Below are 25259 nucleotides of genomic sequence, written 5' to 3'. Positions count from 1 at the left end.
AGGGGTTTCCTCCTGCAATACGTCCAGGCTGTTAAGCGGCCTGGACGTTTGAATCACAAGGAGTCTCCCCCACCATGCTGGATGCTGTCACTGCGCTTAGCCGAGGTACACGCTGCGTGTATCAGTCAGGTATGCGCCGCTATATTTTTCTGCCTATTTTAGTCAACCTGATTGTTTACGTCAGCATGTTCAGCTTCGTGCTCAACCGCTTCGGTGGTTGGCTAGATCATTGGATGAACATGGTGCCAACCTGGCTTGATTGGCTCTCCTGGCTTATCTGGCCTCTTTTCGTGATTAGCCTGTTAGTGGTGGTGTTTTTTACCTTCACGCTGGTGACCAGCCTGATCGCCGCGCCTTTTTACGGTTTTTTGGCCGCTAAAGTCGAAACCCAAGTGACTGGCCGTGAACCGATTGATGACCGCAACCTTACTAAAACAGCCATTGATGCCATTGGTCGCGAATTTGTTAAGCTCGCCTATATTTTGCCCCGTGCCGCCGGTCTGTTTGTGCTTAGCTGGATCCCAGGGCTGAACTTAATAGCACCCCTGCTGTGGGCGTTATTCTCCGCCTGGATCATGGCCATTACTTATCTAGACTACCCAATGGATAACAATAAGGTGACGTTTGCCGATATGCGCCAACGGCTCTCGAAACGCTGGTGGCAAAGCTTAAGCTTTGGGGGGTTAGTCACGCTCATCACCTGGATTCCGCTGGCCAATCTCTTCCTTATTCCCGGCGCCGTGGCAGGTGCCGTACTGCTCTGGGATGATCACTACAGAGACGTGCATGGAGATGCCCGTGGCATCGCGCCGCAGTAGCGCTTATTACCTGCGCTCGGCTACTTTGCTACTTTTACGTTTTAAATCGCTCTCCTGCATTCAATCAACAATAAGGAATAAACGTATGTTCAAACCCATCGCTTGGCTGGGTGTGTTGTTAGTCAGCACTCTCTCTATGGTGACGTCAGTAGCGGTTGCTCACGATATAAAAACAGACACGATGCGTATCGCACACCCCTTTGCCATACCGACCCCTCCAGGCGCGACCAATGGGGCCGCCTATGTGGATATTACCGCCTTTTCAGACCCAGTTACTTTGATTGGCGCAAGCAGCCCGATAAGCAGCAATGTCGAGCTGCACGATATGCGAATGGATGGCGACATGATGCAGATGCGTCATGTGGGCGAGCTTCTTATTGAGGCTGGGGAAACCTACACCATGCGTCCTGGTGGTGGCTTTCACTTAATGCTGATTGGGTTAAGCGAACCGTTAACGGAAGGTGACCGATTTCCCATCACGCTAACCTTTGCTGAACAAGGTGATGTGGATATTGAGGTCTGGGTACAAAGCGCCCAGGAAGGTAGTGAAGCCGCGGATGGGCATCACCATCACTAAAAAAAGTTGCTGCCTATAAAAAATTAGACCCCGCATAATGGGGGTCTAAGGACACAATATCTAGACAATGATTAACGCTAGCTTCCTTTCCTTTTGCGGGATTCCAGCCTTGGAATTTAACCCTGACCAGCGTTTTGATTGTCGTTTGATTCATTCCTTGAATCGACCTGCATCCCTATCGGTGTGACACGCTTCTGCGTGTTTGCTCACACCTCTATCGTAATATATTTCAACATAATTGCAAACTTTTGTTACCAAACGTTTCCATCGCCTACGTCATGCGTCAAATCTTTAGCGGTATATTCTGTTTGAGCACTAGTACGATGGGATTCTGCCTTAATAACATTAGGGCGATCACCTTCGTCGTACATCAAATCAGATGGGCTAAAATCAGCATTTTCGGTTGTGCGTTGTGATTGAACCTGCATAGGCTCATCGTCAACCGTTAGGCCTTGATTAGCTTTAATGGAAAAATTTGCAAATGCAACTGGGCTAGCCAGCAAACCGAATGCAAGTCCTACAACAGCTGATTTTTTAACAAGGACGTTAAACATAGTTATTTACTCCAAATGACTGCTTAATACCGCTGAAGTGAAGAAAGAAGGGCCTTCTGGCTCGCTTCTCTCTGCGGTGACCTCACTGGCCTGATAGAGCATTTACAATGCCAACTTCTATTAAATTTAATAAAATTAAGTTAAAACAATAACTTATTTATTATTTATTGCGCGCAATATTATGCTGATAAAAATAAAAGCGCGCAAAATAAATGTGCACAAATGGCACATGCGCAAAATTGTCTGTGCCTTTATGGCACACTTGTCCTCAAAAGCTAATAGTCAGAATTACTTTTAAAGCTAACCTCATCGCGCCTGTGCTACGTAATCGAGTAGTAGTCTACTCATATTGAATGGAGCGAGAATAGCTCACGACATGACCACAAAAAGGTAGGTAGGTAGGTAGGTAAAAATAGGAAAATGTAGTATAAGAAACCCACAAAAAGCAGGCAGCAAAAAATTAGACCCCGACTAGCGGGGCCCGATATCAGAATAGGCTATAGGTAATAACTAACGTTAGCTTCCACTCCTTGTGCGGGACTCCAACCTTGGAATTAACCCTGACTAACGTTTGATTTCCTAGTGATTCATCCTTGAACCTGAAAAGCATCCTTACCTTTGTAACATCCTGTCAATCACCCCTTCATCCGCTGAAAGGACATTCTTCGATATCAAAAATTAATTAATTAGTACCGTCATTTTTTTCTACGAGCTCATCTTTTTCGAATTCTGCATTATCTGAATGGCTGCTTGAGGAAGATTCAATGTCACTAACATCATCACCTTCATCTTGGGTTAGATCATCATCTGAACTATTGACCGTTGAACTGTCAGTACTTTGCGGCTCCATTGGCTGCTCATCAGCTGTAATCCCCTGATTTTCATCAATAGCTGAATTTTCATCTGTTTGAGCAAAGGCTAACGGGCTTGCCATCAAACCAAAAGATACACCTACAATGCCAGCTTTCTTGAGTAAATCCTTGGACATCATATTCCACCTCCGATCGCTGTTTGTTACCGCTTGGTTAAGAAAGAAGGGCTTATATAAAAGCCAGCATTTCCTGCGGTCGTCTTCCTTATTTCTAACAATGCAGCGGGCATGCCAAAAGCCAAAACAATATAATTAAAAACCTAAAAATCAATAATTTAATTAAAACCAAGCAAGCTGTAACACTCTGTTCAAATAGAAATACCAAGCTCAAAAGCTGTATAAAAGTGGCACATGAGTAAACTCTTACCAACCTTACATGCCAATATTGCACACCTTTACAGGTATGGTGCGAGAGGTCGCTTACTGAGACCTATACAAGGCGTGAAGCGGGAAATGAGCAGCGAAAAAGCGCCCCTTTACCCGGGTGGGATTCAATCTGTAATTGCGCATCGTGGCGTAATAGTACGTGCTTAACGATCGCCAAGCCTAAGCCAGTGCCGCCAGTTGCGGTGCTACGGCCTTTATCGACACGGTAAAAACGTTCGGTTAGTCGGGGAATATGGACGGGATCGATACCTTCACCATTGTCTTCCACATCAATACAGCCGCCGCCAGCCGCGCTAGCTTTCCAACGTAAGGTGATGTGGCTACCTGCTGGCGTATAGCGAACGGCATTGAAGGCGAGGTTAGAGATGGCGCTACGAATTTCCTGTTCACTACCCAGCAGGCGTGCATCGCTTTCAAGCGCGACAGTAATGGTATGGCGCTGATTCGACAGCGCCAGCGCATCATCACAAATGCTTTGTAGCAAAGGCTCTAGCGACAGCGGATGGTGATCTTTCCCACCCTGGTCGATTTCCAACCGGGAGAGCAGCAATAGATCATTGACCAGATTTTGCATTCGCTGCGTCTGTTCCTGCATCTGGTTGATGCTTTTACCCAAACGCGGAGGCAACTGGTCAGCAATATCGCTGTAGGTTTCCAGATAGCCGGAAAGGACGGTTAGCGGCGTGCGCAGCTCGTGAGAGACGTTGGCAACAAAGTCGCGCCGCATCTGTTCCAGGCGGTGCAAGCGCGTGATATCCCGAGCCATTACCAGCCGTTCATCGTCGCCGTACAGGGTAATTTGATACTGCAGGATTCGACGCTCATCAATCGGCGACGTCAGCGTTAGCGGCTCGCCATACTCTCGCGCGTTAAAGTAGCGGATGAAGCTTGGCTCACGCAGTAGGTTGGTAATGTGCTGACCACGATCATGGGCAGTTTGTAGCCCCAGCATGTTCGTTGCAGCGCTGTTCCACCACTCCAGATCACCGTGGCGGTCGAGCATGACCACACTGTCGCGCATCGCTTCAGACGACTCTTGAATACGAGCCAAGGTAGCGCGCAGCCGACTTTGCGTTATACGCTGGCTTTTCTGATAGCGGTATAAACGATCAAACAATTCACCCCACATACCGTGAGCGGCAGGCGGCTCATCGTGAGGATGTAGGGTTAGCCATAAATAAAGTTTGCGTAGCTGCCGCAAGTGATAAAACAGACATACTGCAAGCCCTGCCGCAAGCCCTAGCCCTGCTGAGCCCAATAACCAGCCTAAGCAAGTACCCAGTGTGGCCAGCCACGCTAGACGCCACAGTTCACGGCTCCATAGGCGCACATTTACACCCGTGCAGAGAAACGGTATCCGGTACCCCGAACCGTTTGAATCAGGTTTTGATGCACATCGCCCAGCGCTTTTCGTAAGCGGCGAATATGCACATCGACCGTACGCTCTTCGACATACACATTACCACCCCATACTTGGTCAAGCAGTTGGCTACGTGTGTAAGCGCGCTCTTGATGGGTCATAAAAAACTGCAGCAGACGATACTCGGTCGGCCCCATTTCCAACGCTTTGCCGTGAGCGCTTACCCGGTGGCTTACCGGATCAAGCAGCAGGCCATTAATCTCAATCGGATCTTCAACGCCACGCGGCGTCGCGCGGCGCAGCACTGCTTTTAACCGTGCCACCAATTCGCGGGGCGAAAAGGGCTTGGTGATATAGTCATCGGCACCGGCTTCAAGCCCTTGGATCTTATTATCCTCTTCGCCTTTTGCGGTGAGCATAATAATGGGGATCTCGGCGGTGGCTTCTTCGCGCTTCAAGCGCCTAGCCAGTTCAATACCGCTGGTGCCAGGCATCATCCAGTCAAGCAGCAATAAATCAGGTTGGTGGTCAACCACCATGGCATGAGCATCCTGGGCGTTATCTGCTTCGAGCACACGGTAGTCAGCCATTTCCAGCGCTACCGCGATCATCTCGCGAATCGACGATTCATCATCGACAATCAGAACGGTTTTGGCGGTCATACCAGAGCCTCACGGTGTGCAAAAAAGCCAGTTCAAAGAAAACAGTTCAATGACATGTCAGTGACGATAACACCATGACTTGATGACAGTTACATGACAATGGCAGTTACTGACCCACCGCAGGCCACCAACTTAGCGCAATACCAGCAAAAATCAGCAGCCCCGACCAGTGATTATTCAGAAACGCCTGGAAACAAAGATCCCGCTCCTGATAACGAATTAAGCGCTGCTGATGCAGGAAAGTTGCCGCCATTGCAGCGAGCCCTAGCCAAAAGAACCCACCTAACCCGACCCGCCAGCCTACCCATGCCAGCAACCCCAGGGTGGCTACCTGGAGTAGGCCGATTATCAGGCGATCCGCGTCGCCAAACAGCACGGCTGTCGATTTAATGCCAATTTTTAAATCATCGTCGCGATCGACCATGGCATATTGCGTGTCGTACGCCACCGTCCATAGCACGTTTGCACAGAAAAGCAGCCACGCTTCCAACGGCACATGGCCCAGCACGGCGCCAAAGGCCATTGGAATTGCCCATGAGAATGCCGCCCCCAGCACCACCTGGGGAAAGTGGGTATAACGCTTCATGAACGGGTAAATAACTGCCAGAAATACCCCGCCCAGCGAGAGCAGCACCGTAAACCAATTAGTCAGTAGCACCAGAATAAACGCTGCGGCCACCAAACCAATAAACAGCAATTGAGCCTCGGTTTCGCTGATTCGGCCGGTGGCGAGCGGGCGATGCTTAGTGCGTTTCACATGGCCATCGAAATGGCGATCTGCATAATCGTTCACCACGCAGCCAGCCGCGCGCATGACGTAAACACCGGCCACAAAAATCAGCAGCACATCACGGCCGGGTACCCCTTCAGCGGCAATCCACAGCGCCCAAAGCGTCGGCCACATCAACAGCCAAGTGCCAATGGGTCGATCCAAACGCATCAGCTGTATAAAATCTGCCACGCGAGCCCATCCCTTCGGCCGCAACAGTGAACGATCCATGCTTACCTCACGAAAAATAAGATGCAGCCGCTAGCCTAGCGCGATGGCAGATCAAGGTCATCCGCCATCGCACGCAAAAAATACTCCTGCACCAACAACGACAGCCCGCCGTTATAAAACACCGAGCGTCGGCCCCAGGTACAGTCACTTTCGATACCGCTCATGCAAGCAAATAAGGGGGGATGGGAGGTGGCCTCAAGCGGCCCGCGAATTAAACCTGGCTGACGAAATAACCAACTGCCTAGCGAGCGTTCACCTAACCCTTCCAAACGCTGGCCCTTTAACTGAGTAAGCGGGGCGACGGAGCGCGCCACCACCCACGGCGTTTCATCCAAGCACAGCGCGACTTCACGCAGCCATGCATAGCGTTTGGGAGCAATGCCCAACGCCCGTGCCTCATCCGCTCGCGGCCAGCCTACGCCCTGGCGTAGCAGTCGAACGCGAAACTGCTTTTCACCTCCTGCGGCTATTAAGCGGGCGGTTAATGAGTCGGTTGAGGCAACCCACTGCCACCAGGAAGTACTCATGGCAGGTCGCGCCGCATCAACGGGCCGCCAGCGCGAAAAGTGAGGAGTTTGCCGAAAAGCTGCAGGCGTCACCAAGTTCTCCAGGGCAATAAACGGGTCGGCTAGTGTAACATGCAGCACTAACAGGCTTTTGTTTCAGCGACTTTTTTGGTGTCTGCATGCCCACCTCACAACCAGAGCTCTCTTCATCCCACGCTGCGCTGGTCATTATTGGCACGGGAATGGCCGGGATTGGCTTAGCCCGGGCACTGCGCCGTCTCGGTGACCAGCGGTCAATCACGTTGATTAGTGCTGACAGCGGTGACGATTACAGCAAACCGTTACTCTCCACCGGCTTCGCTAAAGGCCTAGCGCCCGACAAACTGGCCCAGCGAAACGCTGCCGAGCTGGGCGATGAGTTAAACGCCCGCATCATTACCCACACCCCCGTGGCGGCACTGGATGTGGATAACCGGACACTGCTTCTCGACGCTGGACAAGCGCCCAACTATGAAAAACTAAGCTCTGAAAAACTTAGCTCTGAAAAACTAAGCTACGACACACTGGTATTAGCCACCGGCGCTGCCCCCAGGATGCCGTTCAGCATCGACCCCAGCGTAGCCCCACGCTGCTTCACCATTAATGACTTAGACGACTACCGACGCTTTCATCAGGCGTTAGGCCAAGGCCCAGCAAGGGTGGCGATTGTTGGCGCCGGGCTGGTCGGCTGTGAATTTACAAATGATCTGCACGCCGGAGGTCATCACGTCAGCGTCATAGCGCCTGAAGCTACGCTACTGCCCCGCCTGCTGCCCGCGCCACTGGGTAACGCCCTGGGCGATGCCTTCAATGAGGCAGGCATCCGGCTCTGCTTAGGCTGCACGATAGATTCACTAGCACCCAGCAGCGGTGACGACATCGTATTACGGTTGGATAACGGCGAAGCTATCAGCGCCGATCTCGCACTTATGGCAACTGGTATAACGCCTCGTACGGCGCTTGCCGAAGCCGCGGGTCTTAGCGTCTCGCCGAGCGGCATACAAGTTGACCGCCAACTGCGCACTTCACACCCCGATATTTACGCTCTGGGCGATGTGGCCTGCGTCGATGGCGTTAATGCAATGTACGTGCAGCCGTTGCAAGCGAGCGCCAAGGCATTGGCGGCAACGCTTGCGGGCACTCCCACGTCGGTCAGCTTTGGCGCTTGGCCAATAGTCGTTAAAACCCCTCTGCTGCCAGTGGTAGCCTACCCGCCAACCACCCCACCTGAACGCTGGCGAATTGAAGGCGAAGGTGGTGATATCAGTGCGTTAGCCGAAAATAAAGACGGACGTTTGATTGGTTTTGCGTTGACAGGGGGCTGCGTGAGAAGGAAAGTGGAGCTTTCCAGAGCAGCACCTACGCTGCTAGGCTGATTTTCGTTGCGTTCACGACTAGGCTAGAGAAACAAACCTAGTGCTGATGACGTGCCCAATAACCTACATTTGCTTTACGCTCGATTCTTTAACAAAAGTTCGATTGTTTACTAAAGGGAGATTTCTTATGCGCAAACCTGAACTCGCTGCTGCCATCGCTGAAAGTGCCGACCTGTCAAAAGACAAAGCAGGCCAAGTACTGAACGTTATTTTGGATGAAATCACTAACAGCGTTGCTAAGGGCGAAGATGTCGCTCTGATCGGCTTCGGCACCTTTACGGTACGTGAGCGCGCAGCACGCACCGGTAAAAACCCACAAACCGGTGCCCCACTACAAATTCCGGCCAGCAAAAATGTTGCCTTTAAGCCAGGCAAAGGACTTAAGGACGCCGTTTCCTAATGAAGCTCAAGCTGACGCTGTGGCTACTGGGCATATTGCTCAAACGTGCCCTGCGCCGCAAGCCGCGCTTTCGTGAACAGTTAGAACGCATGCGCGGCCTGGACTGGGGAATCGCCACGGAAGATCTAAGCATAGCCCGCCACTACCGGATGACGCCGAAAGGCATCAGCACCGGTAAAGGGCTGCCCGTCGACTTAGACCTTGAACTGCGTTTCCGAGACCAAGCCACCGCGTTAAAAGTGCTCAAAAAGCCAACTCAGCAAGCCTTTCTTGACGGCATGATGAGTGGCAACGTGCGTTTAGTGGGCGACTCCGCCGACATGAACAAGCTGCAGAAGCTGCTCAAGTATTTGTAGCGCGATGACCCCCGCAGCAAAGTGCTGCTGCTGGGGTCTTTGCTCGCCACCTGCACGTTCACAGCTACCCCGGCCCTCCTGCCAGCGCTAAAAATGCCGCCTCACAGCCCAACCAACTCGCCGCCACACCCGCTAACACTAAGAGTCGCCGAACATAACAGCCAATAGCCGCTCTTGTGTGAGTTATTGCCTTAATGGAACAGCATCAGCCCTACCATCTCGACTGATAAAAATTTAATAGCGACTTTATATGCTCAAACGTTGAGAGACGAGGTAGCGACATCTAGCCCTGACGCATTTATACTAAAGTCTAACATCCCTTATAAGAGCCTCTATGCCCATTTCTTTACCGCTACGGCGCCTTTGGACGCTGGATAAATTCGCCTACAGCCTGCGCGTGTTTATAGCCTTCAGCGGTGCGCTGCTGTTTAGCGGTTTAATGGGCGATGTAGCGCTAGTTATTCCATTGTTTCTGGGCATTATCGCCTGCGCGCTGTCTGAAACTGACGACAGCTGGCAAGGCCGTTTTCAAGCCCTGCTGGTCACGCTGGTGTGTTTTACGTCGGCGTCTTTTATTGTCCAGTGGCTGTTTCCCTGGCCGTGGCTGTTTGTAGTTGGCCTGGGCGTTTCAACGTTTATCCTCATTATGCTCGGCGCCATTGGGCAGCGTTACGCCACCATTGCCTCCGGCACGCTGATACTCTCGATCTACTCGATGATCAACATCGAGCAGCACGGCGGGGTAGATGAAGACGTGGCTGCACGCCAACTGCTGTTGTTGGCTGGGGCCGTCTGGTACGGATTAATCTCGGTGGTGTGGTGCGCGCTGTTTTCACGCCAGCCGGTGAAGCAAAGCATGGCGCGGGTGTACAAAGCGCTGGGCGAGTTTTTGATCCTGAAATCGGCGCTGTTCGAACCGGTGCGGGGCGTAGACGTGGAGGCCCGCCGGGTAGCACTGGCACGCCAGAACGGCAAAGTGGTCGATGCACTCAACCAAGCCAAAGAGATGATTTTTAGGCGGCTTGAAGGCCAGCGCGGCGATCGCAAGCTCAATCGCTACCTGCGTATTTACTTTATTGCCCAGGATATTCACGAGCGCGCCAGCTCTACCCACTATCCTTACAGCGCGCTCAGCAAAGCGTTCTTCCATCATGATGTGCTGTTTCGCTGCCAAAGGCTGCTGGATCAGCAGGGGCGCTCCTGCCGCCAACTGGCGAAATCGCTGCTGCTCAACCGGCCGTTTGACCACCAGCAGAGCGAAGAGGCGCTGGCCGATTTACACGCTTCGATTGAGAATTTACGCGACCGAGGTAAGCCCGAGTGGCGCCCGCTGCTTTATCCATTAAGTGCGCTAGCAGAGAACCTGGCCACGTTGGAAAACCAGCTCGCCAGTGCCCATAACCCGGGTGTCAGCGATGATCGTCGCGATAGCTCACTGTATGACCGCTCGCCCTCCAGCGTGCTGGAAGCGTGGAAGCGGGTGCGCCTGAATTTTACCCTTGGCTCGCCCACCTTTCGCCATGCGGTGCGGCTCTCGATTGCGTTAATGACTGGCTACGGGGTCCTGCAATGGATCGATCCCGAACAGGGTTTCTGGATTCTGCTCACCACCCTATTTGTTTGCCGGCCTAACTTTGCCACCACACGGCGTTTTTTGTCCCAACGGATAATGGGCACGGTACTTGGCTTGGTAGTGGGCTGGGCGTCGATCAGCCTCTTTCCGCACCCGCTGGTACAGAGCATGATTGCCGTGGCCGCTGGGGTGTCGTTCTTCGCCAACCGCGAAAAACACTACGTGGTCGCCACCGCCTCGATCACCCTGCTGGTACTGTGCAGCTTTAACCAAGTGGGCGACGGCTATAACCTAATCTTACCCAGGTTATTCGATACCCTGATTGGTTCGCTGATCGCAGGCTTAGCGGTGTTTTTTATTTTGCCCGACTGGCAGGGACGCAGGCTTTACCGCGAGGCCGCCAACGCGCTGAATAACCACCGCCGCTACCTGGAAGAGATTATCCATCAGTACGAGGAAGGCAAGCAGGATGACTTGGCCTATCGCCTAGCCCGGCGCAATGCTCATAACGCTGACGCGGCACTCTCCACCCTGCTCACCAATATGCTCCACGAGCCGGGGCACTACCGGAAGCTAGATGCGGATAACGGGCTGCGTTTTCTAGTGCTCTCCAACACCCTGCTTAGCCACCTTTCAGCGCTAGGCGCCCACCGCCATCAGTTGGCAGACGATGAAGACGACGCCACGCTGGTGCCGGTAGCAAAACGCATTGGAGAGCTGTTGGGCCAGATCGCAGAACAGCTGAATAAACGCCAGCCGACAGAGGCGCTAGCGAATCAAACCGCCGAACTGTTAGCCCAATTGGAAGGGCAGAATACCGCTATTACGGATGAAAAAGCCGTCACCCTTTATCGCCCTATTCAGAGCCAGCTCCGTCTTATTACAGAGCAGCTCGCCCCGCTAGGCGAGGCGGCAAATCGATTAGTGGGAAGCGAAGCGCCCACCGCCAGCCGTACAGCGGCTTAAACCTGCCCATAGCGCCCTGCGGCTTCGCCTAACCAACGGCGTACCAGCACGGCGGTAATCTCAGGATTGCCCTGTAGCGTTTGGGCCATGGTGCTCACTCGTTCCAGAAGGTCGGCATCGCGCTCCAGGTCGGCAATTTTCATCTGCGCCAAGCCGGTTTGGCGGGTGCCCAACACCTCGCCGGGACCACGGATTTCCAGGTCTTTCTCGGCGATGCGGAAGCCATCGGTGGTTTCGCGCATCACTGCCAAGCGCTGGCGGGAGCTTTTCGACAGCGGCGGATGATAGAGCAGCACACAGAAGCTTTCCGTGCTGCCGCGGCCTACCCGGCCACGCAGCTGGTGAAGCTGAGAAAGCCCTAAGCGTTCAGGGTTTTCGATAATCATCAGGCTGGCATTGGGTACATCCACCCCCACCTCGATCACCGTGGTAGCCACTAGCAGATCCAGCTCCCCCGCTTTGAAGGCAGTCATCACCTCGGCTTTCTCGCTTGATTTCATCCGTCCATGCACCAAGCCCACCGCCAACTCAGGCAGCGCCTCCGTTAGTTCATCACGGGTAACTTCGGCGGCCTGACACTGCAGCACGTCGGACTCATCAATCAACGTGCACACCCAATAGGCCTGACGACCTTCGCTACAGGCCAGTCGAATGCGCTCCACCACTTCGGGGCGTCGCTCATCGGGCACTACCACGGTTTTTACTGGCGTACGCCCAGGAGGCAGCTCGTCGATCACCGAAACATCGAGATCCGCGTAGGCGCTCATGGCCAAAGTGCGAGGAATCGGCGTGGCAGTCATGATCAGCTGGTGTGGAGTAAGCCCGCCCGCTTCGCCTTTCTCGCGCAACGCCAGGCGCTGATGCACGCCAAAGCGGTGCTGCTCATCAATAATTGCCAGTCCCAAACACTCAAAGTGCACGTCGCCCTGAAACAGTGCATGAGTGCCCACCACCATACGCGCACGGCCATCGGCAATCGCTGCCTTGGCATCCAGCCGCGCTTTGCCTTTAAGCTTGCCCGCCAGCCACGCCACTTCAATACCCAGCGGCTCAAACCAGGCTTTAAACGAGCGGTAGTGCTGCTCGGCGAGGATTTCAGTCGGCGCCATAATCGCCGCCTGACAATTGCCCGCCAAAGCGCTCAGCGCGGCCATGGCGGCGACCACGGTTTTTCCCGAACCCACATCACCCTGAATCAGCCGTAGCATTGGCGCCGGGCGGCTTAAATCGTGGCTGATCTCTTCCAGCACGCGGCGCTGGGCGCCGGTTAGCGCAAACGGTAATTGGGCCAAAAAGCGCGCCTGCAGGCTGCGCCCAGAGGGCAGCGTGGGCGCGCCATCGGCCTGAATACGCAAGCGAACCTCGCGCAGGCTAAGCTGGTGAGCAAGCAGCTCTTCCAGCGCTAAACGCCGCGTGGCCGGGTGTTGGCCGCTGGTCAACTGCTCTATATTCACGTCGGGTGGCGGTTGGTGCAGCAAGTGCAGGCTGGCGTGCAAGCCCGGCAGTTGAAAGCGCTGAAGCAGCGTCTCGGGAATCACATCGGGCAACGCTTCGGGTGCGTTGTCGAGAAGCCCGAGTGCCTGTTGAGCCAGAGCGCGCAGCCGGGGTTGGTTCAAGCCTTCCGTGGTGGGGTAAATGGGTGTGAAATACTCATCGACTGGCGTTTCACTGCCACCACTGAGGCGGTATTCGGGGTGATAGATCTCTAAACCGGTTGCCCCGGCCCGCGCTTCACCGAAGGCGCGTACCGTCGCACCAGGGCGTAGCTGTTGCTGCTGGGCAGGCGAAAAGTGAAAAAAGCGCAGGCTCAGAATACCGCTGGCATCACGCAGGCGTACCAACAGGCTGCGGCGGCGACCTTTAACCACATCGCAGGCGGTCACTTCGCCTTCGATCACCGCCTCCTGCCCTGCCCGCAGCAGGCCAATCGGCGTCAGCCGCGTACGGTCCTGATAGCGCAGCGGCAGGTGAAACAGTAGATCGCTGACCCGCTCAATCCCCAGCCGGCCAAGTTTCAGCGACAACGCTTCGCCCACGCCTTTCAGCGCGGTGATGGGCGCGGAGAGATCGCTCATGGGGCGCTTTTCACGGCCTGGGTAGGCTGCTGGCAGTGGCTGATCGCCTGAATCAGCGCCTCAATGGCTTTGGGGCGTGGGAAGCTCGCCCGCCAGGCAATCGCCACGGTACGCGACGGTGCTGGCGCTACGAACGGCCGGCTAACCAGCAGGGCGTTTTCATACTGATTATTGCCCAGCGCCGACTGCGGTAGAACGGTAATCCCCAGCCGGGAAGCGACCATATGGCGAATGGTTTCCAGCGAGCCGCCTTCCGCAATCAGCGTGTTATTAGGGCTGTTGAGCTTTTGGGTAATCGCCGGGCAGGCTTCCAGAATCTGGTCGCGGAAGCAGTGACCTTCACCGAGCAGTAGTAGGCGCTCTTCGAGTAAATCCTCTTTATTGATCGCTTCGCGCGAGACCCAAGGGTGATTGGCGGGCATCAATACCTCAAAGTCTTCCTCGTAGATGGCCTTTGTCACTACATCGGTTTCTGTAAACGGCAGCGCCACAATGATGACATCCAGCTCACCGCTTCTGAGTTTGGCGCGCAGCGTGCCGGTCATGCCTTCTTCAATATACAGCGGCATCTGCGGGGCCGCGTTGGCCAACGCAGGGACCAGATGAGGAAACAGGTAGGGCCCGATCGTATAAATCGCCCCAATGCGCAGCGGGTTGGCCAACTGGTCTTTGCCGCTACTGGCCAGCTCGAAAATCAGCGTGCTCTGTTCCAGCACACGCTGCGCCTGAGCAACGATCTTTTCGCCCAGCGGGGTAACTTGTACAGTGGACTTGGAGCGCTCAAATAGCGGCGTTTCAAGCTCCTCCTCTAGCTTTTTCACCGCCACGGAGAGTGTGGGCTGCGAAACGTGGCAGCGTTCTGCCGCGCGTCCAAAGTGGCGCTCCTGGGCGAGGGTTACGATGTAGCGAAGTTCTGTTAAAGTCATAGCGGTGCCAGTGGCATCCTCTCGTAGCAGCTTGTGACTAGGGTATGTACGAAAACAGTGTTTGTACGAAAATAGTGTTGTACGAAAAACCTAGCATCATAGCAGTCAGCGGGATGGTAAAGGACAAGCAAGCTCTGCCGACGGTTTTCTCACCCGACAATGACACAGTTCAAGGTCAATGTTGGTAGAGACTTTGCATCTAATAGGGAATATTAATCAAGAGGAGTGAGCACGGTGAAACTAACCGTACTGATTATCGGCTGTGGCGATATTGGGATCAACCTTGGGCGCGAGTTGCTTGAGGAAGGACACCAAGTGATTGGGATGCGGCGCAACATCGAGGCCTTAAAAGACACCGGTATTAAACCGCTGAAGCTGGATTTAAACGAGCTCGAAGACGCCGATGCCAAAAGCCTTCCCCACGCCGACTATGTGGTTTATACCGTCAGCGCTGACCGTTTCGAAGAGAGTGCCTATCAAACCGCCTACCCAGAAGGGTTAAAGCGCGTACTAAGTGTGATGGAGCAGCACAAGACGCCGCCGCGCCGGGTGTTTTTCGTCTCTTCAACCAGCGTACATGGCCAGCAGGAAGGCGAAGTAGTCAATGAAGAGAGCCCCACTGACCCCAGCAGCTTCTCTGGCACATTGATGTGCGAAGCCGAACAGGCGCTGATCAATCATCCGCTGCCCGGCACGGTCATTCGCTTCTCAGGCATTTACGGCCCAGGCCGCGACCGGCTAATTCATCAGGTCGCTGAAGGCCGCGTGGCGGCGATCACTCCAGTGATCTATTCCAATCGCATTCACCGCGACGACTGCACCGGCATTATCGCCCACCTGATTCGCTATCAGGAGAGCGGTGAAACGCTGGCCGATATCTACCTGGGCAGCGACTGCGAGCCGGTTACGATGCATAACGTGATGATGTGGCTGGCGACTCAGTTAAAAGTTGAAGCCAGCGAAACCATGCAGTCACCGTTACGCCGTCGGGCCAGCAAACGGTGCGATAACCAGCGCATTGTTAGCACTGGTTATCAGTTCCGCTTCCCCAGCTATCGCGAAGGGTATGCACAGGTGCTGAAAGAAGGCGGCTTTCTAGAGGTCAACAGCGCCTAACTCGACCTGATTAATCGCCGATTACCATGACCGCTTCGGCTTCCACCTGGCTGCCTTTGGGCAGCGCTTTCACGCCGACGGCGGCGCGGGCGGGGAAAGGCGCTGTGAAGAACTCTTCCATGACTTGGTTCACAATCGCAAAGTTATCCAAGTCGACCAAATACAGATTCAATTTAACAATATCGCTCAACGAGCCCGCCGCTTCTTCACACACCGCCTGCAGGTTGGTGAAGACTTGACGAGCCTGAGCTTCAAAATCCTCAGAGACAATCGTCATGGTGGTAGGGTCCAGCGGAATCTGGCCTGAGAGATACACCGTGTTCCCCGCTTTAATAGCCTGGGAGTAAGGGCCAATAGCAGCAGGGGCTTTGCTGGTGTTGATAACAGCCTTATTGCTCATGCGATGTCTCGCTCCTTCAGTGGGTAATAAATAATTCGATTTAGGCCCTGCCGACTCAGCCAATAGTGAACACTACCGATATACCATCAGCATGCCGTTATAGGCGTATTAGTTGGCGAGTCGGGTAATTTTACTAACGTTGGGTAGATTTCGGATGCGTTTAATAATGCGTGCCAGATGTACGCGCCCTTTCACTGACAGCGTCAAATTGACGGTGGACAGGCGGGCATCGCGCTCTTCAATACCGATACGTTCGATATTGGCATCGGCATCGGTGACCAGCCCGGCCAGTTCTGCAACCAGCCCTCGGCGGCTCTCAATTTCAATACGCAGTGCGACCGGGAAGTCCTCATCAATCGTGTCCGACCATTCCAGCGCGAAGAGCTTATCGGGATCGCTTTTATCAGCAACGTTTTTACATTCGGCGCGGTGAACCACCAACCCTTTGCCAGTAGAAAGGTGGCCCACCACTGGGTCGCCCGGTAGCGGGTGGCAGCAGCGCGCAAAATTGGTCACCATGCCTTCACTACCGCTGATCACGACGGCTTTACTGCCTTCGATACCGGCAGGATGTTCGTAGGTTTCATCGCCGTGAGCGGCATCCACCAAGCGCCGTGCCACCACGTGAGTCATACGATTGCCTAGCCCCAGCGATTCCAACAGAGACTCTTCAGAAGAGACATCCAACTCTTTAAAGGCGCGTTTAATGGCGCTTTCATCCAGCTCTTCCAGGCTGGTATCAAACGGCGCCAGGGCTTTATTGAGTAAGCGTCGACCCAGCATGACAGCTTCGGTCTGCTGCTGATGTTTCAGCGCATGGCGAATCGCCGAGCGCGCCTTGGCGGTGGTCACAAAGTTAAGCCAGGCAAGATTCGGGCGAGCACCAGGGGCGGTAATAATTTCCAACGTCTGGCCGCTCTCTAAGCGTGTCGAGAGCGGTGCCAAGTGACGGTCAATCCGGCAAGCAATACAGTTATTGCCGATATCAGTGTGTACGGTATAGGCGAAATCGATCACGGTCGCGCCCTGGGGCAACTCCATGATGTCGCCTTTGGGGGTAAACACGTAGATATCATCGGGGAACAGGTCGTTTTTAACGTGTTCGATAAACTCTAGCGAATCGCCAGCGTGGCGCTGCATTTCCAGCAACCCTTTCACCCAGGCGCGAGCACGAGCGTGGCTGCCTTCGGCAATCGGATGTGACGTTTGCCCTGCCTTGTAAAGCCAGTGAGCAGCAATACCGTTATTGGCCATCGCTTCCATCTCACGGGTGCGTATCTGCACCTCAATAGGCATACCGCGGGAGCCAAACAAGGTGGTATGCAGGCTCTGGTAGCCGTTCGCTTTGGGAATCGCAATATAGTCTTTAAAGCGCCCCGGTACCGGCTTATAGAGGTTATGCACCACGCCTAAAATACGGTAGCAGCTGGCCACATCTTCGGTAATGATGCGAAATCCAAACACATCCATGATTTCGGCGAAGGGCTTACGCTGGTCGCGCATCTTCTTGTAGATCGACAGTAGATGTTTTTGCCGCCCAATCACTGTGCCGTTCAGGCCATCTTCATCCAGGCTTTTTTGCAGCGATGACTGGATTTCACGCATCGCGCTGCGCCGATGCCCGCGCGCTTTGGCAACTGCACGCTTGATGCGCTCGGCGCGCATCGGGTGGATCGCTTGAAAAGAGAGATCCTCAAGCTCAACACGAATAGTGTTGATACCCAGCCGCCCGGCAATGCGGGCATAAATTTCCAGTGTTTCACGGGCAATGCGGCGCTTTTTATCAGGGCGCAAGGCGCCCAGGGTGCGCATGTTATGCAGCCGGTCGGCCAGCTTAACGATAATGACGCGGATATCCCGCGACATCGCCAGCACCATCTTCTGGAAATTTTCCGCCTGGGCGACGGCTTTGTCTTCAAAGGTGATCTGGGTAAGTTTGGATACCCCATCGACCAGTTCTGCTACCGGTTTGCCAAACTGAGCCTCCAGGGCCTTTTTGGAAACGCCGGTATCTTCGATAACGTCATGCAGCATGGCGGCCATCAGGCTTTGATGGTCCATGTGCATATTGGCAAGAATATTCGCTACCGCCAGCGGATGGGTAACGTAAGGCTCGCCGGAACGCCGCCGCTGGCCGTCGTGGGCCTGCTCAGCATAATAAAAGGCACGTTTGACCTGCTGGATTTCATCCGGGGGTAAATAGCCGCCGAGTCGATCGGCCAGGTCATCAATGGTGAACATCTACCGCGCCTCTATCGGTTCGTTGCAACGTTAGTCGTCGATATGAGTAGGCGCCATGGCTGGGCGCGGACGCACAGCGGCTTCAACTGGCTCGTCCAGTACCGTGTGATCCACCAGGCCTGCGGCAATTTCACGCAGCGCCATGACCGTGGGCTTGTCATTTTCCCATGGCAGCAGAGCATCGCGGGAGCCACGCGCCAGCTGACGAGCGCGCTGGGTGGAAATCATCACCAGCTTGAAACGGTTTTCAACATTTTCAAGACAATCTTCAACGGTTACGCGAGCCATGGGAGCCTTCCTGTTATGACGGAACCGGGCCGACACCGTAGAGAACGGCGCCGACCCAGTGAAAAAAATGGTGCGACAAAAATAGTGCAACGCAATAGAAAGTAGTAGAACCTGATAGATTACTCGACCGTAGGCGCCTGTGACAAGAGTGCAGCTAACAGTGGCGCATGGCGCTCACACATTACCGGGCGGCTTAAACGTCGGCTGATGACTAATGATTGTAACTCTTGCAGCGCCGTGGTGAAGTCATCATTCACTACTAAGTAATCATATTCGTGGTAATGGGACATTTCGCTTATTGCATCGCGCATACGCCGGGCAATCACGGCATGCTCATCGGTGCCACGGCTAGCAAGGCGCCGCTCTAACTCTTCGCGTGAAGGGGGAAGTATAAAAATCGACACCGCATCAGGCATTTGCTCACGCACTTGCTGGGCGCCCTGCCAATCGATCTCCAGAATAACATCCTGCCCAGCTGCCAGTAATACCTCGACCGCCTTCCGCGAAGTACCGTAGTAATTATCAAAGACGTTGGCATACTCAAAGAACTCGCCGCGCGCGATCATCGCTTCAAACTCAGCCACATCGATAAAATGATAATTCACGCCATCCACTTCACCCTCGCGCTTGGCACGTGTGGTATGCGAGACCGACACCTGAATCCCATCCAGACTTTCAATTAGCTCGCGCACCAAGCTAGTCTTGCCAGCACCCGACGGAGCAGAAACGATAAAAAGCGTACCTTGGGACATGAAGCGCGTTCCCCTCAGTTGGCAAAATAAGTAGCGAAAATAAGTAGCAAAGAACAGTAAAGCGACTGCAGCAGAGCAGTAAGGCTGCGCAGTATCGCACACCCATCGCTGCGACTGTAGCGTTGGCAGCGACATACAGGGAGGTAAGCATGCGCAGTACGCTATTTATTTTAGGCCTGATTGCGCTGGGCGTAGCCCTGCAAAAAGGCATTATTGAGATTCCCCGCCACTGGGCGCCCTGGGCACCGCTACACGTTGACGACCCCATCACACCGGTCACTCAACTGAAGCTAAGCCGCTTGGCCAATGACCGCGCCGGCTGTTTAGCGGCGTTAGATACGGTGCCCGAAGGCGAGCTGCGCTACACGCCGCTGGCCGATTACACCCCCACGGCAAGCTGCCCGCTTTCCAATGTCGTGCGCATGCAATCAAGCGATGTGGCATTTAATCGGAGCTTCGTGGCGTCCTGCCCCATGGCACTGGCGTGGGTGATGTATGAACGCCACGCGTTACAGCCTGCCGCCGAGGAAATTATAGGCAGCCGGGTGAGTCAGGTTAACCATGTAGGCAGCTTTGCTTGTCGTAACGTGTATGGCCGCGAAACGGGCAGACGCAGCGAACACGCCACCGCCGAAGCGCTGGATGTGGTGGGGTTTCAGTTTGAGAATGGCCAGCGCATTTCGCTGATCAACCACTGGGATGATGAAGGTGCAACGGGGGAGTTTTTACGCGCCGCGCGGGATGGTGCCTGCAAGACCTTCGGCAACATATTAGGGCCGGATTACAACGCCGCGCATGCCGATCACTTTCATATGGGCATGCGCGGATTTCGTCTGTGTCGCTAACGTATCAACCGCCCTTATTCGAGGTTGATATCGTCTTCATCCGTAGCTGCACCGGTGGCGGCGCCAATACCACCGCCAATGACAGCGCCTTGCGTCATGCTACCGCCTGTGGCTGCCGCTGCACCAGCGCCCACGGCCGCACCTACGCCAGCACCACTAGCAGTCCGCTCGCCGGTAGAGGTACCACAGCCTGCCAAGCCGATAGTCAACGCTACCACTGCGCCTAGAGTCACTGAACGTGTCGTTTTAAATACTTGAGTGTGCATACTCATCTCCTTATGGGTTGCTGCTTTTTCACCTTAGAGAGGATTCGCCGTCTTTGCCACATTAATTATCACTGTTCGATAACTATGCAAAGTTTATGCACAATTAGCCAACGCTAGACACGCTGGGCCACGGCCCCATAGGTGCGCTTTTCCAGCCAGCGCCCAGCCGCAAAAATCACTAAGCCGCACAATGCCAATCCAGCGCCCACCAACCCGGTGCTCGACCAGCTAAATCCCGCACTGATCGCCAGGCCCGCTAGCCACGCCCCTAAAGCGTTAGCCCCATTAAAGGCCGCATGATTGAGTGAGGCCGCCATGGTTTGCGCGTCTTCCGCCACATCCATCAAGCGGGTTTGTAAAGACGGTGCCAGCGCCATGCTGGTGCCCACCAACCCGACAAACAGCAACCCTGTCCAGGTGTTATTGGCTGCAAAGTAGAACAGCCCCTGAACCACCGCACACCACACTAAGATGAGCGGAATAGCGCGCATCAGGTTTTTATCCGCCATGCGCCCGCCGATTAAATTACCGGCAATGGAACCCAGACCAAAAATCACCAGCACCAGCGGCCCCAGCGCTTCGCTCATGCCCGCCTGCTGGGTCAACGTCGGCATCACGTAACTAAAAATCGCAAACATGCCGCCACAGCCAATGCAGGCGAGGGCTAATGCGACTAATACACGCTGTTTTAATAATGCGGAGAGTTCACGCAGTGGGCTCGCAAACGTATCCACAGGCTGAATCGGCACATAAAGTCTGATCAATAGCGCCGTTAGCAGCGCAATGCCCCCGACCCCCACAAACGCGATTTGCCAGCCAAACAGATTGCCGGTCCAAGTGCCCAGCGGCGCCCCGATCAGAATCGCCACCGTTAAGCCCATCATCACCCGGGAAATAGCCCGTGCCCGCTGGTCGACCGGCACCGCCCCCGCCGCCACCAGCGCCGCGATGCCAAAATAAGCCCCATGCGGTAAGCCCGCCAGGAAACGCAGGCCCACAAATGACCAAAACCCCGGCGCCATGGCACTGGCAATATTGCCCACGGCAAATACCAGCATCAGCACAATCAACAGCAGCCTTCTGGGCGCCCGCGCAGCCAGCGCTGAAATCAGCGGCGCGCCCACAACAACACCCAGGGCGTAGCTACTGATGGCGTAACCCACCTGGGGAACGGTCACGGCTAAATCGCCCGCCACGCGGTTCATCAAGCCCATGATGACAAACTCGCTGGTGCCGATACCAAACCCACCCAGCGCCAACACAAATTCGGCCAATCGCGGGTTACGCGCCAGCCCTTGAGACGACGATGCTGTCGAGTCCTGCATGCTTATCTCCTTGGGATACCGCTTTGTTGGTACCTCGGTTAGCGTTAAATGATCGCAGGATTAGACGAAAGTAGAAACACACGGCGCTCAAAAAGTTAGCGGGCAAAGAAGATAAACGCCGCGGTTTCCCACTTCTACGCTCGCTTTGCTAGTGTGAGGCTTTTACTAAACGCGTGAGGCAATGATGACGCCCGAAACCATTGAACAAGCCATGCAAGCGTTAGCTCAAGCCGACCCAGATATTGCCCGCGCCTACCCATTGGTCGGGCCTCCTGGCCCACGCCAGCGCGACCAAGGCTTTGCGACGTTTTTCAGTACTATCGTTAGCCAGCAGCTTTCCACCGAAGCGGCTCGCGCCATTATGGGCCGCGTCAATACGCTGCTGCCCGAGCTGCACGCCAAAGCGGTCATGGACGTGGAGGGCCAAGCACTGCGCGATGCCGGGCTCTCCTGGCGCAAGATCGAGTACGCCAAAGGCCTCGCGGAAGCGGAACTTGCCGGCACCTTTAGCGCCGATGGGCTTGAGCACCTGAGCGATGAGGAAGTGATTACTGCGATCACTCAACTGCGTGGCTTTGGCCGCTGGAGTGCGGAGATCTATCTGATGTTTTCGCTCAAGCGGCCAGATATTTTCCCCGCCGACGATCTAGCGCTGCGGGTGGCGCTTGGTCGCTTAAAAGGCATGGACGACAAACCCACGCCCAAACAGGCGCGCCAGCTAGTAGAACACTGGGCGCCCTGGCGAAGCGTGGGTTCGCTGTTTCTATGGCACTACTATCGCGGCGAGCCGCTTTAAACACTAGGCATCCAACCCGCCAAATTTGCCGTTCTGGTAGTCGTCGACCGCCTGAACGATCTCTTCGCGGGTATTCATCACGAAAGGCCCGTGGGAGTAGACCGTCTCGTCGATTACATCACCGTGACCAAACAGCAGTCGCGCATCGCTGCTGGCTTCGATAGCAACGCTATGGCCATCGCGGTCTACTTCGATCAGATGGTGAGGCTGCACCGGCTCACCGCCCACCTCAACGTCCCCCTCTACCACGTAGAGGAACACCTGCCGCCCAGGGGCAACGGACAGCTGTTCGTGGCTACCGGCAGGCAGCCGTAGCGTTGACATAAACACGCCGGTTAGCGTTTCGATAGGGCCAGCCTGGTCCTGCCACTCACCTGCCATCAGGTTCAGCTCACCGCCGCCGGGCAGCGCAATGGCAGGTATGTCCGCCTGTTGCAGCCCCACATAGCGTGGCTCGCTCATTTTCAAATGCGCTGGCAGATTGACCCACAGCTGCAGAATTTCCAGCGGGCCACCTTCGCGCAGAAACTCGGGCGGCGAGATTTCCGCATGCACAATGCCGCTGCCCGCGGTCATCCACTGCACGCCGCCCGCATGGATCACGCTCTGATGCTTAGTGCTATCCGCGTGGGCCAATGAGCCTTCCAAAATAAAGGTAACCGTTTCAAAGCCCCGGTGCGGGTGCGGGCCAAACGGCAACCCACGATTATTGGCCGGATACGTTTGCGGACCGTGGTGATTCAAAAACAGAAACGGGTCGAGCTGTTCAAGCTGTGGCCCCGGTAGCGGCCGCCGAGTAATCAGATCACCAATATCGTCACGCTGGGCCGAATGCTGTGCGATAACGCGACGCGCTGACTGAGGTGTGTCTAATGGCATAAGTGACTCCTTATCAATATGAACCAGCGTAAAACCTCAACGCGCCGATGAGGAGCGAATAATTTGCCCAGTTTCATTGAAGGAAATTGTTATTAAACTACTCTGCAGTTTCCTCAGAACTCGGTCACCACCGTCACCCCAGCCCCTTCGAACTTATCCATGTTCATCAGCGCATCAATCGACTGCTCAAGCGTGATGCGTTTACCAATCAGCTTTTCCGGCGCCAGCTTTCCTGACTCGATCATCGCCAGCATGGCGTCATAGCGATGCGCCTGCATGCCATGGCTACCCAATATCTCAAGTTCGTTGGCGATCACCTTGCTCATGGGAATGGCGGGCGTGCTGTTCTCGGCCAACATCAACCCAACCTGAATATGCTTACCACGTTTACGCAAATTGCTGATGGAGTTAAAGCAGGTCGTTGGATGCCCCAGCGCATCCAGCGATACGTGAGCGCCTCCCCGGGTGATTTCCGCCACAGCTTCGACCACATTGGCTACCTTGGCAGCATTCACCGTGGCAGTGGCGCCTAACTGACGGGCCAGATTAAGCGCCTCTTCCGAAATATCGACGGCGACAACGTTAGCGCCAATCGCATTGGCAATCATCACCGCAGAAAGCCCAACACCGCCACATCCGTGAACCGCCACCCACTGGCCTGCCGCTGTTTTGCCCTGATCCACCACTGCCCGAAATGAAGTGACGAAACGACAACCCAAACTCGCCGCCGTGGCAAAATCTAGTGTTTCCGGCAGCGCGACTAAATTCACATCAGCGTAGTGAATGCCCACATACTCGGCAAAGGAGCCCCAGTGGGTAAAGCCGGGCTGAAACTGACTATCGCACACCTGATGATTGCCAGAGTGACACTCAGGGCAAGTACCGCACCCACCAACGAAGGGCACCGTGACACGGTCACCAATACGCCACTTTTTAACGTCTTTACCCACGGCTTCCACAACGCCAGCAAGCTCATGCCCCGGCACATGGGGAAGCTGGATATCGGTGTCATGCCCCACCCAGCCATGCCAGTCACTGCGGCAAACGCCGGTCGCCCTGACGTTCACCACCACGCCATGCGGCTCAGGGGTGGGGTCAGGCAACTGCTGTATGCGGGGAGGGGCGGAAAATTGCTCAAAAACAACGGCTTTCATAACGAATTCCTAACCTGAATCTTTTTACTTTATAACGGCTCCCGCAGACAGGAAGCAAATTACTGACCGCTAACGCTCAACCGCCCCACTACTCGAAAAGAATTATCCGTTGGACGCACCACGATCATCTCACCCGAGCCAACACCGCCTCCCACCAACGCCGTGATGTTCACCTGATGAGTGACTAGCAACAAATTGCCCGGCCCCTGCCAGGCAGTGATCTGCTCTTGAGCCGTTTGGGTGATGGACGCCTGATCTCCGCGCTCACGAAAGAACGAATCCAGCCAGGGAGTAGGCGTTACAGGCCCCAGCGCCATCAGCTCAGCGGTATCCAGCGCCCGGCACCAACGCGATGAATACACGGCCATAATGGGAATATCTCGCGCACGAAATTCACGACCCGCGGCTTGCGCATGGGCGCGACCCTGGGCCGAAAGGTTGCGCTGGGTATCACATCGGGAAATCTCAAAACCCGGCGGATCGCCGATGCCAGGCGCCAGGGAGTGGCGCATGAGGATTACCAAACCACCTTCTTGGAGTGCTTGCCAAGTGGCGTCGTTTGCTTGAGCGATGGGAAGCGCACCCAGCACTGTGAGTAGTAAGGTTAAGGCGAGGTGGCGCAGGGTGGGCATAGGGTGGATTCTCTATCAGTGGCGGGGAACTAACAGCCCTGTAAGCTTTATACTCTGTCGGTATGTACCGCTTCTATCAAACCTCTCCAATTCGAGACACAGTGTCTCCCGAATTAAGC

At 54.9% G+C, this 25259-nt stretch carries 26 protein-coding genes; 9 read left to right on the top strand and 17 right to left on the bottom strand.

The annotated features are described in order from the left end of the window. The first annotated feature begins 74 nt into the window (after nucleotides 1–74). Complete coding sequence (gene cysZ, locus HUO07_RS07035; protein ID WP_176302977.1) at nucleotides 75–818, top strand: sulfate transporter CysZ; 744 nt, start codon at nucleotides 75–77, stop codon at nucleotides 816–818. Between the two features lie 85 nt (nucleotides 819–903). Then, nucleotides 904–1395 carry a copper chaperone PCu(A)C gene (locus tag HUO07_RS07030; RefSeq protein WP_176302976.1) on the top strand — a complete coding sequence of 164 codons (492 nt, stop codon included), beginning with the start codon at nucleotides 904–906 and terminating at the stop codon, nucleotides 1393–1395. A gap of 251 nt (nucleotides 1396–1646) precedes the next feature. Here HUO07_RS07030 and HUO07_RS07025 read toward each other — a convergent pair whose 3' ends face one another. From HUO07_RS07025 to HUO07_RS07000, 6 genes are all read right to left on the bottom strand, one after another. Then, nucleotides 1647–1949 carry a hypothetical protein gene (locus HUO07_RS07025; RefSeq protein ID WP_176302975.1) on the bottom strand — a complete coding sequence of 101 codons (303 nt, stop codon included), beginning with the start codon at nucleotides 1947–1949 and terminating at the stop codon, nucleotides 1647–1649. 682 nt (nucleotides 1950–2631) lie between these two features. Next, complete coding sequence (locus tag HUO07_RS07020; RefSeq protein WP_246286538.1) at nucleotides 2632–2940, bottom strand: hypothetical protein; 309 nt, start codon at nucleotides 2938–2940, stop codon at nucleotides 2632–2634. Nucleotides 2941–3250: 310 nt separating this feature from the next. After that, entirely contained in the window at nucleotides 3251–4537 is a 1287-nt protein-coding gene (gene phoR, locus HUO07_RS07015; RefSeq protein ID WP_176302974.1) for a phosphate regulon sensor histidine kinase PhoR, read from the bottom strand. A gap of 2 nt (nucleotides 4538–4539) precedes the next feature. After that, nucleotides 4540–5229 carry a phosphate regulon transcriptional regulator PhoB gene (gene phoB, locus HUO07_RS07010; protein WP_008957133.1) on the bottom strand — a complete coding sequence of 230 codons (690 nt, stop codon included), beginning with the start codon at nucleotides 5227–5229 and terminating at the stop codon, nucleotides 4540–4542. A 106-nt stretch (nucleotides 5230–5335) separates the two neighbouring features. After that, a complete protein-coding gene (gene ubiA / locus HUO07_RS07005; RefSeq protein ID WP_176302973.1) occupies nucleotides 5336–6229 on the bottom strand; it encodes a 4-hydroxybenzoate octaprenyltransferase in 894 nt (297 codons plus the stop codon). A 35-nt stretch (nucleotides 6230–6264) separates the two neighbouring features. Beyond that, entirely contained in the window at nucleotides 6265–6876 is a 612-nt protein-coding gene (locus HUO07_RS07000) for a chorismate--pyruvate lyase family protein (RefSeq protein ID WP_340162492.1), read from the bottom strand. Between the two features lie 38 nt (nucleotides 6877–6914). Between HUO07_RS07000 and HUO07_RS06995 the strand changes: the two genes are divergently transcribed. The 4 genes from HUO07_RS06995 (at nucleotide 6915) to yccS (ending at nucleotide 11445) form a co-directional block, all read left to right on the top strand. Beyond that, on the top strand, nucleotides 6915–8150 hold the full coding sequence (locus HUO07_RS06995; RefSeq protein ID WP_176302972.1) for an NAD(P)/FAD-dependent oxidoreductase: 1236 nt from the start codon (nucleotides 6915–6917) through the stop codon (nucleotides 8148–8150). Nucleotides 8151–8277: 127 nt separating this feature from the next. Continuing rightward, nucleotides 8278–8550: an HU family DNA-binding protein gene (locus tag HUO07_RS06990; protein ID WP_007112276.1), complete on the top strand. Its 273-nt coding sequence runs from the start codon at nucleotides 8278–8280 to the stop codon at nucleotides 8548–8550. Further along, complete coding sequence (locus tag HUO07_RS06985) at nucleotides 8550–8906, top strand: hypothetical protein (RefSeq protein WP_008957129.1); 357 nt, start codon at nucleotides 8550–8552, stop codon at nucleotides 8904–8906. The genes HUO07_RS06990 and HUO07_RS06985 overlap by 1 nt, the downstream gene beginning before the upstream one ends. Nucleotides 8907–9240: 334 nt before the next feature. Continuing rightward, on the top strand, nucleotides 9241–11445 hold the full coding sequence (gene yccS, locus HUO07_RS06980) for a YccS family putative transporter (RefSeq protein WP_176302971.1): 2205 nt from the start codon (nucleotides 9241–9243) through the stop codon (nucleotides 11443–11445). Here yccS and recG read toward each other — a convergent pair. Both recG and HUO07_RS06970 read right to left on the bottom strand, forming a co-directional pair. Then, entirely contained in the window at nucleotides 11442–13520 is a 2079-nt protein-coding gene (recG, locus tag HUO07_RS06975) for an ATP-dependent DNA helicase RecG (RefSeq protein ID WP_176302970.1), read from the bottom strand. The two genes, yccS and recG, sit on opposite strands and share 4 nt — an antisense overlap. Next, entirely contained in the window at nucleotides 13517–14446 is a 930-nt protein-coding gene (locus HUO07_RS06970) for a hydrogen peroxide-inducible genes activator (RefSeq protein ID WP_176302969.1), read from the bottom strand. The genes recG and HUO07_RS06970 overlap by 4 nt, the downstream gene beginning before the upstream one ends. 234 nt (nucleotides 14447–14680) lie before the next feature. On the opposite strand from HUO07_RS06970, the gene HUO07_RS06965 reads away from it, so the two are divergent. Further along, nucleotides 14681–15562, top strand: a complete 882-nt coding sequence (locus HUO07_RS06965; protein ID WP_176302968.1) for an NAD(P)H-binding protein — start codon at nucleotides 14681–14683, stop codon at nucleotides 15560–15562. 10 nt (nucleotides 15563–15572) lie between these two features. On the opposite strand, the gene HUO07_RS06960 is transcribed toward HUO07_RS06965, so the two are convergent. From HUO07_RS06960 to gmk, 4 genes are all read right to left on the bottom strand, one after another. Then, nucleotides 15573–15962, bottom strand: a complete 390-nt coding sequence (locus HUO07_RS06960) for a RidA family protein (RefSeq protein ID WP_101145463.1) — start codon at nucleotides 15960–15962, stop codon at nucleotides 15573–15575. 108 nt (nucleotides 15963–16070) lie between these two features. Further along, on the bottom strand, nucleotides 16071–18203 hold the full coding sequence (locus tag HUO07_RS06955; RefSeq protein WP_176302967.1) for a RelA/SpoT family protein: 2133 nt from the start codon (nucleotides 18201–18203) through the stop codon (nucleotides 16071–16073). Nucleotides 18204–18233: 30 nt separating this feature from the next. Next, on the bottom strand, nucleotides 18234–18491 hold the full coding sequence (rpoZ, locus tag HUO07_RS06950; RefSeq protein WP_007112267.1) for a DNA-directed RNA polymerase subunit omega: 258 nt from the start codon (nucleotides 18489–18491) through the stop codon (nucleotides 18234–18236). A 119-nt stretch (nucleotides 18492–18610) separates the two neighbouring features. Next, nucleotides 18611–19243: a guanylate kinase gene (gene gmk, locus HUO07_RS06945; protein ID WP_176302966.1), complete on the bottom strand. Its 633-nt coding sequence runs from the start codon at nucleotides 19241–19243 to the stop codon at nucleotides 18611–18613. A gap of 149 nt (nucleotides 19244–19392) precedes the next feature. Between gmk and HUO07_RS06940 the strand changes: the two genes are divergently transcribed. Then, entirely contained in the window at nucleotides 19393–20088 is a 696-nt protein-coding gene (locus HUO07_RS06940; protein WP_176302965.1) for an extensin-like domain-containing protein, read from the top strand. 14 nt (nucleotides 20089–20102) lie between these two features. Here HUO07_RS06940 and HUO07_RS06935 read toward each other — a convergent pair whose 3' ends face one another. Both HUO07_RS06935 and HUO07_RS06930 read right to left on the bottom strand, forming a co-directional pair. Beyond that, the gene (locus HUO07_RS06935) at nucleotides 20103–20354 is read right to left on the bottom strand and encodes a hypothetical protein (RefSeq protein ID WP_101145467.1); all 252 of its coding nucleotides are present in this window, start codon (nucleotides 20352–20354) and stop codon (nucleotides 20103–20105) included. 113 nt (nucleotides 20355–20467) lie between these two features. After that, nucleotides 20468–21679, bottom strand: a complete 1212-nt coding sequence (locus HUO07_RS06930) for an MFS transporter (RefSeq protein WP_176302964.1) — start codon at nucleotides 21677–21679, stop codon at nucleotides 20468–20470. 184 nt (nucleotides 21680–21863) lie between these two features. Between HUO07_RS06930 and HUO07_RS06925 the strand changes: the two genes are divergently transcribed. Continuing rightward, nucleotides 21864–22475 (top strand): DNA-3-methyladenine glycosylase family protein, encoded by a 612-nt coding sequence (locus HUO07_RS06925; RefSeq protein WP_176303063.1) that lies wholly within the window; start codon nucleotides 21864–21866, stop codon nucleotides 22473–22475. A gap of 3 nt (nucleotides 22476–22478) precedes the next feature. On the opposite strand, the gene HUO07_RS06920 is transcribed toward HUO07_RS06925, so the two are convergent. From HUO07_RS06920 to HUO07_RS06910, 3 genes are all read right to left on the bottom strand, one after another. Next, a complete protein-coding gene (locus HUO07_RS06920) occupies nucleotides 22479–23354 on the bottom strand; it encodes a pirin family protein (protein ID WP_176302963.1) in 876 nt (291 codons plus the stop codon). A 113-nt stretch (nucleotides 23355–23467) separates the two neighbouring features. Beyond that, entirely contained in the window at nucleotides 23468–24508 is a 1041-nt protein-coding gene (locus tag HUO07_RS06915; protein ID WP_176302962.1) for a zinc-dependent alcohol dehydrogenase family protein, read from the bottom strand. A 59-nt stretch (nucleotides 24509–24567) separates the two neighbouring features. Further along, entirely contained in the window at nucleotides 24568–25140 is a 573-nt protein-coding gene (locus tag HUO07_RS06910) for a histidine phosphatase family protein (RefSeq protein ID WP_176302961.1), read from the bottom strand. Nucleotides 25141–25259: the final 119 nt, after the last annotated feature.

It is taken from the genome of Vreelandella maris (genome assembly GCF_013371085.1).
Lineage (GTDB): Bacteria > Pseudomonadota > Gammaproteobacteria > Pseudomonadales > Halomonadaceae > Vreelandella > Vreelandella maris.
The sequence above is the reverse complement of the archived record's forward strand: the minus strand, read 5'-3'. Positions and strand labels throughout refer to the sequence as shown.

Bases quoted from the DNA above. Each gene is read 5' to 3' on its own strand.
- cysZ (WP_176302977.1), top strand. From the start codon at position 75: ATGCTGGATGCTGTCACTGCGCTTAGCCGAGGTACACGCTGCGTGTAT.
- HUO07_RS07030 (WP_176302976.1), top strand. From the start codon at position 904: ATGTTCAAACCCATCGCTTGGCTGGGTGTGTTGTTAGTCAGCACTCTC.
- HUO07_RS07025 (WP_176302975.1), bottom strand. From the start codon at position 1,949: ATGTTTAACGTCCTTGTTAAAAAATCAGCTGTTGTAGGACTTGCATTC.
- HUO07_RS07020 (WP_246286538.1), bottom strand. From the start codon at position 2,940: ATGATGTCCAAGGATTTACTCAAGAAAGCTGGCATTGTAGGTGTATCT.
- phoB (WP_008957133.1), bottom strand. From the start codon at position 5,229: ATGACCGCCAAAACCGTTCTGATTGTCGATGATGAATCGTCGATTCGC.
- ubiA (WP_176302973.1), bottom strand. From the start codon at position 6,229: ATGGATCGTTCACTGTTGCGGCCGAAGGGATGGGCTCGCGTGGCAGAT.
- HUO07_RS06995 (WP_176302972.1), top strand. From the start codon at position 6,915: ATGCCCACCTCACAACCAGAGCTCTCTTCATCCCACGCTGCGCTGGTC.
- HUO07_RS06990 (WP_007112276.1), top strand. From the start codon at position 8,278: ATGCGCAAACCTGAACTCGCTGCTGCCATCGCTGAAAGTGCCGACCTG.
- HUO07_RS06985 (WP_008957129.1), top strand. From the start codon at position 8,550: ATGAAGCTCAAGCTGACGCTGTGGCTACTGGGCATATTGCTCAAACGT.
- yccS (WP_176302971.1), top strand. From the start codon at position 9,241: ATGCCCATTTCTTTACCGCTACGGCGCCTTTGGACGCTGGATAAATTC.
- recG (WP_176302970.1), bottom strand. From the start codon at position 13,520: ATGAGCGATCTCTCCGCGCCCATCACCGCGCTGAAAGGCGTGGGCGAA.
- HUO07_RS06970 (WP_176302969.1), bottom strand. From the start codon at position 14,446: ATGACTTTAACAGAACTTCGCTACATCGTAACCCTCGCCCAGGAGCGC.
- HUO07_RS06960 (WP_101145463.1), bottom strand. From the start codon at position 15,962: ATGAGCAATAAGGCTGTTATCAACACCAGCAAAGCCCCTGCTGCTATT.
- HUO07_RS06955 (WP_176302967.1), bottom strand. From the start codon at position 18,203: ATGTTCACCATTGATGACCTGGCCGATCGACTCGGCGGCTATTTACCC.
- rpoZ (WP_007112267.1), bottom strand. From the start codon at position 18,491: ATGGCTCGCGTAACCGTTGAAGATTGTCTTGAAAATGTTGAAAACCGT.
- gmk (WP_176302966.1), bottom strand. From the start codon at position 19,243: ATGTCCCAAGGTACGCTTTTTATCGTTTCTGCTCCGTCGGGTGCTGGC.
- HUO07_RS06940 (WP_176302965.1), top strand. From the start codon at position 19,393: ATGCGCAGTACGCTATTTATTTTAGGCCTGATTGCGCTGGGCGTAGCC.
- HUO07_RS06935 (WP_101145467.1), bottom strand. From the start codon at position 20,354: ATGCACACTCAAGTATTTAAAACGACACGTTCAGTGACTCTAGGCGCA.
- HUO07_RS06930 (WP_176302964.1), bottom strand. From the start codon at position 21,679: ATGCAGGACTCGACAGCATCGTCGTCTCAAGGGCTGGCGCGTAACCCG.
- HUO07_RS06925 (WP_176303063.1), top strand. From the start codon at position 21,864: ATGACGCCCGAAACCATTGAACAAGCCATGCAAGCGTTAGCTCAAGCC.
- HUO07_RS06920 (WP_176302963.1), bottom strand. From the start codon at position 23,354: ATGCCATTAGACACACCTCAGTCAGCGCGTCGCGTTATCGCACAGCAT.
- HUO07_RS06915 (WP_176302962.1), bottom strand. From the start codon at position 24,508: ATGAAAGCCGTTGTTTTTGAGCAATTTTCCGCCCCTCCCCGCATACAG.
- HUO07_RS06910 (WP_176302961.1), bottom strand. From the start codon at position 25,140: ATGCCCACCCTGCGCCACCTCGCCTTAACCTTACTACTCACAGTGCTG.